We start from the raw sequence: 13084 nt of genomic DNA, 5'->3' as shown, positions 1-13084 counted from the left end.
CGCTCCCGTGTGGGGGCGGCCCTTTCATTTTGCTTGCGAGCGAGGCTCAGAACTTGAGCGAAGCCCCGAGGCTGACGCTGCGACCGACCGTGTAGCTGTTCACGTCCACGCGGTTCGTGCCGTTGGTCTGGAATTCCTGGTGGTCGGTGCCGGTGAGGTTGCGCGCCTCCAGCTTGAGTTCGAGCTCGCTGCCGAAGAAGTCGAAACCCTGCCTTGCCACCAGGTCGAGCTGGAAGCCCGGTTCCTCGATGATGTCGGGCAGCGGGCCTGCGCCGCGGCTGGTCACACGCTCGCTCGCGTATTTCAGCAGCACCGTGAACTGGCTCAGGGTTTCCGTGTCCTCGAGGCCCAGCTGGATATTCACGAGGTGGTCGGACTGGCCGGTGAGCGGAACGCCGTCGTCGAAGAAGTTCGTCGCCGGCTGGTCCGCGAAGGGGAAGACCTGCGCGATATCGTCCGGTCCAACGCTGATTTCCGACTGGGTGTAAGTGTAGTTGGCTATCGCCACGAAGCGCTTGGTGTCGAACCATTCGCCCAGATCGTAGAGGTCGTAGTTCCACTGGATTTCGAGCTCGCCGCCATACAGCTGGGCCTTGGGCGCATTGGCAAAGCCGGAAATGATGTCGTTGTCCGAGAAGCTGGTGAAGACCTCGATCGGGTTCTCGATGTCCTTGTAGAAGCCCGCGACGCTGATCCTGCTGCCGGCATCGAAATAATATTCGAGACGGGCTTCGGCGTTGATCAGCTCGCTGTCCACCAGGCGCGGGTTGCCGTTGAACTGGCGGTTGGTTTCCGGATCGAAATAGGTCTGGAAAATGAGCTCACGGAACTGCGGGCGCGCAATGGTCTTGAACGCGCTGGCGCGGAACTGCAGGTCGTCGGTGATCTCCCAAGTCAGCGTCGCGCCCGGCAGCCAGTAGCTGTTGGCGAGTGCGGTGCTGCTGGTCGATCCGATCGGTTCGACGAAGACCTCGACTGCGCGGACCGACTGGTCCGCATCCTCGTAGCGTATGCCGATGTCGAGCGAGACCACGTCGATCGGGGTCAGCGTTGCCTTGGCATAGGCGCCGTGGATCGTAAGGTCCGCCTGGAAGGCCGGGTCGGTCTGGGTCGTCTCGAAGATGTTGAGCTCGTAAGGCTCGAGGCCTGCGGCCGCTTGCGCTGCGCGGTCGAAGGCGAGGTCGAGCAGCGCGTCACCCAGCAAATTGTCGGGCCGGAAGGCACCGAAGACCGTCGGGAAAGTGGTCGATGCGCGAATGTCGAATTCGCGGCGGCTCGAGAGGCGGCTGGTGTCCGTGTAGGCATAGCCGACAGTCGCGGCGAGCCAGTCGGTGAACACGTAGCCGACGTCGATGCCGCCGTAGTAGAGGTCCTCGGTCAGGTCCGAAAAGGCCACCAGTGCGCCGCCGCGCTGCGGGTCGAGCGTGTTGAGGAAGATGCCGGCGAACGGATCGTTCGGGTTCTTGTTGTCGGCATATTCGAAGCGGTATTCGAACGGCGCCTCGCGCTGCGTCTGGGCATAGCCACCGCGCAGGTCGATCGACAGGTCGTTGAACTCCAGCTCGGCCACGGCCTGCGTGTTGAACAGCTGGCGTTCGTACCAGCCGGTTTCCTGGATCAGCTCGTCATCGTCATCCTGCAGGTCGGCCCCTTCCGCCAGAGACGCGCGCTTCAGCGTATCGCGGATGAAAAGGTTGGTCAGGCGGAAGCGGTGCTGCCCGACTTCCAGCCCGAAACCGAGCAGTCCGTTCACGAGCATCCGGTTGTCGGTCGCGAATTCGCGGAAGTCGCTGTCGAGTTCCAGCTCGGCATTGTTGGCGATCTGCCGCGTGATGAAGCGGTTGCGCCACTTGTTGCTGATCGATGCCGTGGCAATGACGCCGAACTGGCCGTCCGAAAACACGTCCACGGCGGTGCCCGCCGTAAGCCCGGCAGAGAAATTCGCCGGCAGGTCGCCGATCTTCTGGACCAGGATCAGGTTCGGGTCGTTGAGGTCGCCCAAGATCCCGCGCAGGTCGACATCGTCGTCTCCGATGCGCGCGCCGCTGTCGAAAAAGCCCTGCAGCGCGGCATAGTTGGAAATGTCGCGGCGGCCATTGTCGAAGCCGGTCCAGTCGTAGGCGCCGCCATAATAGCTGTAGCCGGGACCGAAAGTGGTCTCGCTGTCGCCGCTGATCGAGCCGGAAATCGTGACAAAGCTTTCCGTCGGGATGGCGCGGGTCGTTAGGTTGATCACGCCGCCGCCGAATTCACCGGGGAAGTTGGCCGAATAGGTTTTCTGGACGAGGCTCGATGCGACCACGTTGGTCGGGAAGATGTCTAGGGGGACCACGCGGCTGAGCGGCTCGGGCGAGGGAAGGGGGAGGCCGTTCAGCAGCGCCAGCGAATAGCGGTCGCCGAGGCCGCGCACGTAGACGAGGCCGTTGCCCTGGGTCGAAAGACCGGTCACGCGGCCCAATGCGCCTGCAATGTCGCCTTCGCCGGTGCGGGCGATGCTCTCGGTATCGAGCACGGTGATCACCTGGCTCGACGAGCGCGTGACGTCGCGCTGGCGGCGACCGGTCACGATGATCGCGCCGCCGGGCACGGAAATATCGGGCTGGGCCTGTTCCTCGACCTGCTCTACTGCTGCGGCCTCGTCGGCCGGCTGGGTGTCGGAAACCTCATCCTCCTCACCGGTGCCCTGCGCGATCGCGGCGGCGGGATAGGTGAGGGCGGTGGTAAGCAGGAGCAGCCCTGCAAGCTGCTTGCCAGTGGACATTGGAATGACCCCCTTGAACTAGGTCGGTGTCGTTACGGGAGGCGTGCCCCCGCTGAATGGATTGAAGGCGGGAGCGATGCGTCGATGCACCGCTCCCGCCCCGCAAAGGCGATTAGTTGTAGACCGGCAGGCTGGTGCAGGCGGTCACGGCATTGTCGAAGGTCACCGTGGCCGAGTTGCAGGTCCAGCCGTTCACCCAGGTGTTGTTGCCCGGGTAAGCGGCGCCGATGTTGGTCGGCAGTTCGAAGAAGCTGGACCAGGCAGTCACGTTGAAGACCGGCACGGCATTCTCGTTCGCGCCGTTCACGAACAGCATCGAGAGCGTGTTGGTGAAGGCCGAATTGTTGTTGGTGCCGGCATCGAACACCGCCTTGATGTCGGCTGCGGTCGCGCCCGAGCTGTCGCGGAAGGGCGTGGCACAGTCGAGGACCAGCGAGTCGAAGGCGACCGGGCCGGCTTCGTCGATGGCGGCATTGGCGGCGCGGGTCAGTTCTTCCTGGCCGTCGATGCGCAGGCAGCGCGTGTCATTGCGCGACCAGATGACCGAGTTGGCGATGCGGTAGTCGGCAAAGCCGCGGATACGCACGACCTGGTCGATGGCGTTCTGGTGGACGAAGGTCGCATTCGAGATGCGGGTGTCCTGACGCGGGGTAGAATCGTTGAAGGCGTTGTCGGAATCGGCCTCGATGATCGTGTCGCCGGCGCCGGGGCGCTGGATGGCGATGACGTACTGCATGTTGGCCTTCACGCCCGTGTCGGTGTCGAGGCTGTCGTCTTCCGCGCCGACCACGACGAGGCGCTTCACATTGACGCGCCCGCCGAAGAATTCGACGCCGTCATCCGAGCTGTTGTAGCTCATGATGTTTTCCAGCGTCGTGCCCGAACCGATACCGCCGGTGGTCAGCGACTGCAGTTCGTTGTCACCCGAAAGGACGAAGCCCGAATAGCGGATCTGGACGAACTTCATGCTGCCCGAGCTGTCGCCCGGCGTCGCGCCGCCGAAGATCGCCGGATCGGCTGCACCTTCGACCTGGCGCTCGCAGTTCACGCTGCCCGGGGTCGCGCCCGAAGCGATACAGTCAGTCACCGGTGCACGGCCCGACAGGACGACACCACCCCACTGGCCCGAGGAGCTGCCGCCGTTGAGGCCGAGGACGTTGTCGCGGCTGGTGAAGACGATCGGGCGTTCGGCCGTGCCGTTGGCTTCGATCGTGTTGCCGCGGTTGACGTTGAGGAAGCTCGATCCCGATGCGTAGAGGATCACGCCCGGCTCGATGGTCAGCTCGACATCGGTATCCGCCAGGCCGTCGCTGGTGTCGGGAGCCGGACCGCCGTCGGTGCCGACATCGACGCGGCCGTTGATGCGATAGAGCAGGCCCCTGATGTAGGGCAGGGTCGAGCTGGCGTTGAAGCGCGCGGGCAGCGTGCAGACGCGGTATTCGCCGGTCGGGCCGGTGATGGTCCCGCTGTCGGTCAGTCCTTGGGGGTCGCTGATCGTCGGGCAGCCGTTGGCCGGAGTGACGAGCGAGCTAGTCGGGGTGGGCGTCGGCGTCGGCGTGGGAGTCGGCGTCGGGTTGTTGATGGTGATGTTGCCGCCGGTGCCGGGTGAAACGATTTCGTCGGCCCCGCAGGCGCTCAGCGCCAGTGCGGAGCAGCCAAGAACAAGCGAACGGTGAAAATTGGTCACGGGTACGGTCCCCTCAAAAACCGGGTGAATCGGAAAACTCGAATGCGAATTCGTGATCGCGATTCGCCGGCTAGGGGCGGCGTGTGACAGTTTGTGATGCTTCGTGACCGTTCTGTTGCAGTTTCAACAGGTAATACGGCCCAGACGCTCCATTGCAGATTTGTGACAATGTTACGGTTTTGTTGCAGGCGCTGAAACAAACCCGCATATTCTTCTCCAAGAACTTGGGAGAAAAATCATATGTCGCTCATCGCTGCCGCTACGCTGATGGTCATGGGGTCGGGCCCGATCGAGGTCGTGGCGAGCCCGGCACCTTCGATGGATGTGGGCTACGAGGAACTGGTTGCCGGCAATGATCTCGCCGCGCTCGCCGCGATCGAGAACAGCGACCTTGCCAATGACGATCCGGCGAGGCTGATCAATCACGGCATCGCGCTTGCGCGCCTGGGCCAGGAAGACGCGGCGCGCGCCAAGTTTGCCGAGGCTGGAGCCCTCCGGGATCGCTACCGGCTCGAGACCGCGGGCGGCCAGTGGGTCGACTCGCGAGTTCTTGCACGGCGGGGGCTGGCCATGGTCGACGGGCAGGACTTCAAGGATTACGCGGCGCTCGCCAGCCGCTGAGAGCATATGCACCGAGCCTTTGCGGCCCGCTTCCCTATACGGAAGGCGGGCCGTTTCCTTATGCGGTCACGGCGAAAGCTGAGGATTTCCCCTGCATTCAGCTTCTTGTCACCCTGATGTCATGTAAGGTCCGCAAAGGGGCCGCACGGAGGGTGTTCGACGATGATTCGTACACACTGGGCAATAGCTGCAGGACTGGCCTGTACGCTGCTCACTGCCTTCCCGGCGAAGGCAGATGTCATGGAGATCGATGCGGACGGCGCGCGCTGGATATCCGGTGCTGGCGCCGCGCAGCCGGCTGACCTTTCGGAAATCGCGACATCAACCGAGCTTTCCGCAGTCCCTGCGGAACTCGAAATTCCGGACCATATTATCGGCGATACCGCGCGCCATGCAGCAGGCGTTCCCGATGCCTACCGCGCCAAGGTCAATGAACTTGCTGCCCGCTTCGACCTCTCGCCCTCGCTCATCGAGGCGGTGGTGTGGCAGGAAAGCCGCTGGCGGCACAACGCAGTCTCTCCTGTCGGGGCGCAGGGCCTTGCGCAGTTGATGCCCGGTACCGCGCGCGACCTCGGTGTCGACCCGCGCGACCCCTTCGCCAACCTTGAAGGTGGGGCGCGCTACCTTCGCGAACAGCTCGACCGCTTCGACGGCGACCTCGAAAAGGCACTTGCCGCCTACAATGCCGGCCCCGGCCGGGTGGAGCGCGCGAACGGCATTCCGCGCATCCGCGAAACGCAGAATTACGTGGCCGCGATCATGGGTCGCCTGGCCGATCACTCACGGGAGTAGTCCGACTTGAAATCGATCGTTACCCGCGCGGCCGCACTGGCCCTGCTTCTCAGTCCCACCGCCGCCATGGCGCAGGCTGCCGATCCGGCCGGCTCCGGCCCGATCGTCAATGCGCTCGGCTGGCTGCAGGGCACGCTGCTCGGCAATGTAGCCACTGCCGTTGCCGTGATGGCTGTAGCTGCCGTCGGCTTCATGATGCTGACCGGCCGCCTCAACTGGCGCTTCGGCGCGACCGTGATCATCGGCGTCTTCATCCTGTTCGGCGCCGCATCGATCGTCGCCGGTATCCAGGGCGTCGCGGCCTGACATGACCGCGCTCGTCCGCCATCCCGTCCATAGAGCGCTGACCCGCCCGCAGATGTTCGCGGGCGTGACGTTCAACTATTTCATCATCAACGGGGTGGTGACGACCGAGGTTTTCCTCATCACCGGCAGTTTCTGGGCGCTGTTCGCCGCGCTGGTCATGCACGGCGTCGGCTATTTCGCCTGCCTGCGCGAACCGCGCATCTTCGACCTGTGGATCACCAAGGTGTCGAAGTGCCCGCGCGTGCCGAATTACAAGCGCTGGGGGTGCAACAGCTATGCCGCGTGATCACAAATGGATCGGCCCGGCCTCGTGGAGCGCCAAGGAAGCGCGCGCGGGCGACCGCCTGCCCTATGCGCGCCTCGTCGACGAGAACACGCTGCTGCTGCGCGACGGCAGCGTGATGACCGCAATCCAGGTCCCCGGCCTCCTGTTCGAGACCGAGGACAGCGAGGCGCTGAACGCCCATGCCGCTACGCGCGAGGTGATGCTGCGCTCGACTCTCGATGCGCGCTTCGTCCTCTATCATCACGTGATCCGTCGGCGCGTGGCGGTGGAACTCGACGCGCAGTTCCCCGATCCGATCAGCCGCCACATCGATGCCCGCTGGAAGGAACGGCTGGGGTCCGGCCAGCTGTTCGTGAACGACCAGTTCATCACGCTCATCCGCCGCCCGGCGCGCGGAAAGGCAGGCTGGGTCGAGAAGATTTCCAAGAAAGCCCGGCGCAACAAGGAAGGGCTCGAACCCGATCTGAAGGACCTGCGCTCGCTGCGCGCTGCCTCGCAGGGGCTGGTGGCTTCGCTGCAGGCCTATGGCGCCGTGCCGCTGGGCGATTATGTCGGTCCGCAGGGCAATGTTAATTCGGAACTGCTCGAATTGCTGTCGGCGCTCTACAACGGCGAGATGCGCCCGGTGCGCAAGCCTTCGGACGATGTCGATATCGGCCTGATGCTGCCCTATCGCCGCGTCAGCTTCGGCCTCGACGCGATGGAACTGCGCGGCTCCGGCTCGCCCGATTTCGGTGCGATCCTCGGTCTCAAGGACTATCCTGAAGCAACCAGCCCTGGCCTCCTCGATGGCTTGCTGCGCCTGCCCTACGAGATGGTCGTATCGGAAAGCTACGCCCCGGCAGAACGCCAGACCGCGCGTGAGCGGATGGACCTTTCGATCCGCCGCCTGAAGTCCGCCGACGAGGAAGCGATGGCGGAACGCGCCGACATGATGGCCGCCCGCGACGCGTTGGGTAACGGGGCGGTCGGTTTCGGCGATCATCACCTGACCGTCATGGTGCGCGAACGCGACCTAGGCCGTCTCGACGATGCGACCGCCGCCTGCGCCGCCGCACTGGCAGATACGGGCGCGATCGCGGTGCGCGAGGACACCAATCTCGAGCCTGCTTTCTGGGGCCAGTTCCCCGGCAACGAGGGTTATCTCGTGCGCCGCGCGCTGATTTCCAGCGCCAACATGGCCAGCTTCGGTTCGCTCCACGGTTTTGCGCTCGGACAGGCGCAGGGCAATCACTGGGGCGATGCGGTGACGCTCTTGGAAACCACCAGCGCGACGCCGTTCTTCTTCAATTTCCACCACGGCGACCTCGGCAATTTCTCGGTCATCGGGCCGAGCGGCTCGGGCAAGACCGTGGTGATGAATTTCCTCGCCGCGCAGGCGCAGAAGTTCAGCCCCCGCACCATCCTGTTCGACAAGGATCGCGGTGCGGAACTGTTCGTGCGCGGCATCGGCGGGCGTTACGACAGCATCCGCAGCGGAGAGCCGACCGGCTTCAACCCGCTGGCCCTGCCCGATACACCCGGCAACAGGGCTTTCCTGCGCGACTGGCTGGGTGCCCTGCTCAAGGCCGAAGGGCCGGAAGAGGACGCGACGATCGCCCATGCGGTCGATGCCGCCTATGCCAATGACGCTTCGCTGCGCCGCCTGCGGCATTTCAAGGAACTGCTGTCCGGTAGCAAGCGCCCGCAGCCGGGCGATCTGGCTGACCGTCTCTCGGCCTGGATCGGAGAGGGCGAGAACGCCTGGCTGTTCGACAACCGGGAGGACAAGCTCGACCTCACCGCGCGCGTGCTGGGTTTCGACATGACCGCGCTGCTGGAAAATCCCAAGCTGCGCACGCCGACCATGATGTACCTCTTCCACCGGATCGAGGAACGCCTTGACGGCAAGCCCACGATGATCCTCATCGACGAGGGCTGGAAGGCGCTGGACGACGAGGTTTTCGCTGCGCGTATCCGCGACTGGCTGAAGACGCTGCGCAAGCGCAATGCGCTGGTCGGCTTCGCCACGCAAAGCGCGCGTGACGCGCTGGAAAGCCGCATCTCGACCGCGCTGGTCGAACAGACCGCGACCATGGTCTTCATGCCCAACAGCCGCGCGCGGGCAGAGGATTATTGCGACGGCTTCGGTCTAACGAGCCACGAGCTCGCGCTTATCCGCACGCTTCCTGCACACAGCCGCTGCTTCCTCGTGCGCCAGCCGGATGCCAGCGTCGTGGTCCGCCTTGACCTCTCCGGCGCACCCGAAGTGCTGACGCTGCTCTCGGGCCGCGAAAGCTCGGTCCGCCGCCTCGACCTGCTGCGCGAAGCGATGGGCGATGCGCCTGCCGACTGGTTCCCGGCGCTCACCGGCAAGGCCTGGCCCGGCGGGGCGAACGATGTGCTGGATGACGACGACCTCAATCTCGGATTGGCGGCAGAATGACGAGCGCGACCTGCCAGCAGGCCGCCGAGCAGGTAGGCAACGGCGTCGCCGCCGCCCTGCGCGGCGTGGACTGCGTGGCGGGCGAGGCGTCTGCGCTTGCCTTCGGGCGCCTGTTCGCGCCGGGCGGAGCGCTCGGCACGACGCTGACCATCATCCTCACGCTCTATATCGCGATCTTCGGCTTCCTGCTGCTGACCGGACGCACCAACCTGGGCGTGCGCAGCCTTGTACCGCGCATGATGACGCTGGGGCTGGTGCTGACTTTCGCCACCAGCTGGGTCGCCTACCAAAGCGTGGTGTGGAACCTCGCGATCGGGAGCCCCGACTACCTCGCCGGAATTCTCACCGGCACGCAGGGGTCGGCCACCGATACCTTCGCCCAGAAGATCGACGTGGTCTTCATGGCGATCCAGGAGGCAAGCGGCGGCAATTCCGACTTCTCCGCCTTCTCGCCCGACGGGATGATGTGGCTTGGGGCCATGCTCTTCATGCTCGGCACGGTGGGCCTGCTGGTCACGACCAAGATCGCGCTCGGCATCCTGATCGCGCTGGGGCCTGTCTTCGTAGTGATGGCGCTGTTCAGCGGCACGCGCGGCCTCTTCACCGGCTGGATCAAGGGCGTGGTGATGTGCGCGCTGGCGCCGCTGTTCGCGGTGCTGGGCGGCTCGATCATGCTCGAACTCGCCGTGCCGATCCTGACTTCGCTCACCGCCAATCCCGGGTTCGTCCCGGCGCAGGCGGGCATGGCCTTCTTCATGATCGGCGCGGTCCATGTCGCGCTGATGGTGTTGGTGCTCAAGGTTGCCGGAGCCATGGTGGCAGGCTGGACCGTGTTCGGCCTCGCCAATAGCGGCGAGGAACGCGACAACGTCCCGGCTCCCGCCGCATCGCCCGTCTACCACCAGCAGCTTGCCGCAGCACAGACCGCCACCCAGGCGAGCGAGCAGGCACGCCGTATCGATGTCTCGGCCACCGCGACCGCTCCTGCCGCAAACGATGCGGGTGGATCGTCAAGCACCGTGCGCACCACCAAGGTCTATGCGACCGCTTCAGCCGCCGGCCAGCCGAAACCGGCCAGTGAAGGGCCAAGCCGGACGATGGGTATCGGCAGCCGCTTCAAGCCCGCGCCCGCGCGCGGTCCCGCTTCTTCGACGGAGAAATCACGATGAAACGCGCAGTGCTCCCCGCGCTCGCCCTGGCCCTGGCAGCGACGCCCGCATTTGCGGACTCCCGCCTCGTCGAGGTCACCTATGACGAGTTCAGCGTCGTCACCATTCCGGGCCGCGTGAACGTGCAGGCCAGCATCGTTTTCGGCGAGGACGAGGTGATCGAGAATGTCGCCATCGGCAATTCGACCACCTGGCAGGTCACGCCCAACAAGCGCGCCAATATCCTGTTCGTCAAACCGCTCGAGGCGCGCGCCACGACCAACCTTACGGTCGTCACCAGCAAGCGCACCTATCTGTTCGATCTCGTCGCCTCGCCGACGGCAAAGCCGCTGTATGTCCTGCGCTTCGATTATCCGGTCGATCCCGAGGAAGAGGCCCGGAAAGCCCAGCTGGCGCAGTCCGCTGCCGAATCGCAAGCGCCTGCGGATCCCTTCGCGGCGGTCGATCCGGCAGACCTCAACTTCGCCTGGAGCGGGGAGGGCGATGCTGCCCTGCTGCCCGAGCGCGCGTTCGACGACGGACAGGCGGTGTTCCTCAGCTGGCCGACCGGCAAGGATGTGCCTGCCATTCTCGTGACCAACGCCAAGGGTGACGAGGGGCCGGTAAACTACACCGTTCGCGGAGAAACCATCGTCATCGACGGCGTCCCGCGCACCATCATCCTGCGGGCTGGCAGGGAAAGCGCCACATTGGTCAACACCGGGCCCGAACGGGCGGCAACACCTGCGCGCAGCCCCGATGCGGCGCTGGCCCAGAAGGGGAATAACTGATGCGTCTCGCCATGCGCCTTCCCGAGAAGAAGCCCGGCAGCGCCGGAATCGCCAACGATGTCGACCCGCGCGACGAAGCCGACGCGGAAGTCATCGATCTTGCCCAGCGCAACGCCTTCCCGGCTGTTGCCCGTCCGGGCGGCAAGTCCGATGCGCTCGGCATGGTGGCCGGTATCGCCATCGTGGCCGGTCTTGGCGCGATCACGCTGTGGAGCATGAATTCGGCCCGCCTTCCCGAACCCGAAGGCGTGGGCAATCCGCAAGTCCAGGCACCTGTCGCGGCTGCACCGGTCGAAGCGCCGGCGACCGATGCGGCCATCGCGCCGCCCACGCCGCAGCAACAGGCAGCAATGGCCGATCCTGCACCGGCGCCGGTGCTCGCGGCCGCTCCGCAGACGATGCCCGGGCCCAACCCCTACAGCAATCCGACGGTGGTCTTCGATTCCGGTAGCGGTGTCGTGAGCGGCCCTGCTGCAGCGCTGGCGGAGGCAGCGAGCGAGGGCGCAGCCAGCGCCACGGGCAATTCCGCATCCGATTTCGCCAGCCGCGTGGGCGGGGTGGGCGGCGCGCCGGCCCAGGCGAAGGCCATGACCAATCCCTCGACCACGGTCACGCAAGGCACGCTCATTCCCGCGATCCTCGAAACCGCGATCGATACCAATGTGCCGGGCTATGTCCGCGCGGTTGTCAGCCAGGACGTGCGCAGCTTCGACGGGACCAAGGTGCTCGTGCCGCGGTCCAGCCGCCTGATCGGCCAGTACCAGTCCGGCATGCAGAACGGCCAGAAGCGCGCCTATGTGATCTGGACGCGCCTGATCCGTCCGGACGGAGCTTCGGTGAACCTCGCCTCGCCCGCCATCGGTTTCGACGGCACGACGGGCCTCGAAGGCAAGGTTTCGGGCGCCGGTTTCTTCCAGCGTTTCGGTTCTGCGCTCCTCCTTTCGGTGGTCGGCGGGCTCGGCACCATCGCCAGCGGTGGTGCAGGCGGCGTGATCATTGGCGGAGCGGGCCAGTCGGCGGCTTCCACCGCGGCGCAGCAGGACGGCCAGCGCGGACCGACGGTACGCGTGCGCATGGGCGAACCGATCCGCATCTTCACTGCGCGCGACCTCGATTTCTCGCGGGTCAGCTGAGGGCTGGCTGGGGCGATGAGCGCCGATATCCATCCCTTTGCCCAGCAGGGCGCCGCTGACGAGGGTGCACCGCCAGTCGACCTGCACGGCGAACGCAGCGTTTACCTTGACGCCTACCTCAAGCCCTTCGCCGAATGGCTCGAACGCGACACGGTAACCGAAATCCTCGTCAACCGGCCGGGCGAGGTCTGGATCGAAGACGCCTCGGCCGGCGGGATGCAGAAGCTCCGCCGCCCCGAAATCGACGACCGGCTGATCCAGCGGCTTGCCGAGCAGGTCGCCCGCGTCAGCCACCAGGGCATCAACCGCGAACACCCGCTGCTGGGTGCGACCCTGCCGGGCGGCGCGCGTGTCCAGTTCTGCGGCCCGCCCGCTGCCCGCAAGCACTGGGCCATGGCGATCCGCCGCCATCGCCGGCTCGACCTGCCGCTCGATGCCTATGACACCGGCCCGCTGTCCCGGCCGGAACGCGGGGCCATGCCCGATCCGCAGGCCGAGCCGGTCGCATTCCTGCGCGAAGCGATCCGTCAGCGCCGCACGATCCTCGTCTCCGGCGGCACAAGCACCGGCAAGACGACCTTCCTCAACGCCATGCTAGGCGAAATCCCGCGCCACGAACGCGTCGTGCTGGTGGAAGATACGCCCGAGCTCAAACTGCCCGGCGAAAACGGCGTCGGCCTGGTGGCGGTGAAGGGCGAACTCGGCGAAGCCAAGGTCACTTCCAACGAATTGCTCCAGGCGGCACTGCGCCTGCGACCCGACCGGATCGTGCTGGGCGAATTGCGCGGAGCGGAGAGCGTCAGCTTCCTTCGCGCCATCAACACGGGCCATCCCGGCAGCTTCTCGACCATCCACGCAAACAGTCTGCGCGGGGCGCTGGAGCAGCTTGCGCTGATGGTGATGCAGACTGGCATCGGTCTCACGCGCCAGGACACGATTGCCTATGCCGCAAGCGTCATCGATGTTGTCGTGCAGCTGTCGCGCGACACCGATGGGCGCCGCGGGATCGCGCAAATCGCCGAAAGTCACGATTTGCTCGAAAGTGGCCGATAATCGCGGAAATCCCCGCTAACCCGCCATGCCGTAGCGTCACCTGAGCGGAGGCTTGTTTCGCTACCGCAACATATCCATTGC

General features: G+C 65.5%; 11 protein-coding genes. 9 read left to right on the top strand and 2 right to left on the bottom strand.

What is annotated here, in order from left to right:
- Nucleotides 1-46: 46 nt before the first annotated feature.
- Both LC083_RS03580 and LC083_RS03575 read right to left on the bottom strand, forming a co-directional pair.
- Nucleotides 47-2761, bottom strand: a complete 2715-nt coding sequence (locus LC083_RS03580; protein WP_226699218.1) for a TonB-dependent receptor domain-containing protein — start codon at nt 2759-2761, stop codon at nt 47-49.
- Between the two features lie 112 nt (nt 2762-2873).
- Nucleotides 2874-4448, bottom strand: coding sequence for a hypothetical protein (locus LC083_RS03575; protein ID WP_226699217.1), 1575 nt, complete (start codon nt 4446-4448; stop codon nt 2874-2876).
- A gap of 240 nt (nt 4449-4688) precedes the next feature.
- On the opposite strand from LC083_RS03575, the gene LC083_RS03570 reads away from it, so the two are divergent.
- From LC083_RS03570 to virB11, 9 genes are all read left to right on the top strand, one after another.
- Complete coding sequence (locus LC083_RS03570) at nt 4689-5069, top strand: hypothetical protein (RefSeq protein ID WP_226699216.1); 381 nt, start codon at nt 4689-4691, stop codon at nt 5067-5069.
- Nucleotides 5070-5231: 162 nt separating this feature from the next.
- Nucleotides 5232-5861, top strand: a complete 630-nt coding sequence (locus LC083_RS03565; protein WP_226699215.1) for a lytic transglycosylase domain-containing protein — start codon at nt 5232-5234, stop codon at nt 5859-5861.
- Nucleotides 5862-5876: 15 nt separating this feature from the next.
- The gene (locus LC083_RS03560) at nt 5877-6167 is read left to right on the top strand and encodes a TrbC/VirB2 family protein (RefSeq protein WP_407692164.1); all 291 of its coding nucleotides are present in this window, start codon (nt 5877-5879) and stop codon (nt 6165-6167) included.
- 1 nt (nt 6168) lies between these two features.
- Nucleotides 6169-6453, top strand: a complete 285-nt coding sequence (locus tag LC083_RS03555) for a type IV secretion system protein VirB3 (RefSeq protein WP_222553837.1) — start codon at nt 6169-6171, stop codon at nt 6451-6453.
- Nucleotides 6443-8878, top strand: coding sequence for a VirB4 family type IV secretion/conjugal transfer ATPase (locus LC083_RS03550; protein ID WP_226699214.1), 2436 nt, complete (start codon nt 6443-6445; stop codon nt 8876-8878). Before LC083_RS03555 ends, LC083_RS03550 begins: the two co-directional genes overlap by 11 nt.
- Nucleotides 8875-10047, top strand: coding sequence for a type IV secretion system protein (locus tag LC083_RS03545; RefSeq protein WP_226699213.1), 1173 nt, complete (start codon nt 8875-8877; stop codon nt 10045-10047). Before LC083_RS03550 ends, LC083_RS03545 begins: the two co-directional genes overlap by 4 nt.
- Entirely contained in the window at nt 10044-10817 is a 774-nt protein-coding gene (locus LC083_RS03540; RefSeq protein WP_226699212.1) for a TrbG/VirB9 family P-type conjugative transfer protein, read from the top strand. Before LC083_RS03545 ends, LC083_RS03540 begins: the two co-directional genes overlap by 4 nt.
- Nucleotides 10817-11950: a TrbI/VirB10 family protein gene (locus LC083_RS03535; RefSeq protein ID WP_226699211.1), complete on the top strand. Its 1134-nt coding sequence runs from the start codon at nt 10817-10819 to the stop codon at nt 11948-11950. Before LC083_RS03540 ends, LC083_RS03535 begins: the two co-directional genes overlap by 1 nt.
- Before the next feature lie 15 nt (nt 11951-11965).
- A complete protein-coding gene (virB11, locus tag LC083_RS03530) occupies nt 11966-13003 on the top strand; it encodes a P-type DNA transfer ATPase VirB11 (protein ID WP_226699210.1) in 1038 nt (345 codons plus the stop codon).
- The last annotated feature ends 81 nt before the right edge of the window (nt 13004-13084 follow it).

The organism is Qipengyuania gaetbuli, from assembly GCF_020524765.1.
Taxonomy (GTDB): Bacteria; Pseudomonadota; Alphaproteobacteria; order Sphingomonadales; family Sphingomonadaceae; genus Qipengyuania; species Qipengyuania gaetbuli_A.
Note: the sequence above shows the minus strand (reverse complement) of the source record. Positions and strands in the feature narration are given on the sequence as shown.

Bases quoted from the DNA above. Each gene is read 5' to 3' on its own strand.
- LC083_RS03580 (WP_226699218.1), bottom strand. From the start codon at position 2,761: ATGTCCACTGGCAAGCAGCTTGCAGGGCTGCTCCTGCTTACCACCGCC.
- LC083_RS03570 (WP_226699216.1), top strand. From the start codon at position 4,689: ATGTCGCTCATCGCTGCCGCTACGCTGATGGTCATGGGGTCGGGCCCG.
- LC083_RS03565 (WP_226699215.1), top strand. From the start codon at position 5,232: ATGATTCGTACACACTGGGCAATAGCTGCAGGACTGGCCTGTACGCTG.
- LC083_RS03555 (WP_222553837.1), top strand. From the start codon at position 6,169: ATGACCGCGCTCGTCCGCCATCCCGTCCATAGAGCGCTGACCCGCCCG.
- LC083_RS03550 (WP_226699214.1), top strand. From the start codon at position 6,443: ATGCCGCGTGATCACAAATGGATCGGCCCGGCCTCGTGGAGCGCCAAG.
- LC083_RS03545 (WP_226699213.1), top strand. From the start codon at position 8,875: ATGACGAGCGCGACCTGCCAGCAGGCCGCCGAGCAGGTAGGCAACGGC.
- LC083_RS03540 (WP_226699212.1), top strand. From the start codon at position 10,044: ATGAAACGCGCAGTGCTCCCCGCGCTCGCCCTGGCCCTGGCAGCGACG.
- LC083_RS03535 (WP_226699211.1), top strand. From the start codon at position 10,817: ATGCGTCTCGCCATGCGCCTTCCCGAGAAGAAGCCCGGCAGCGCCGGA.
- virB11 (WP_226699210.1), top strand. From the start codon at position 11,966: ATGAGCGCCGATATCCATCCCTTTGCCCAGCAGGGCGCCGCTGACGAG.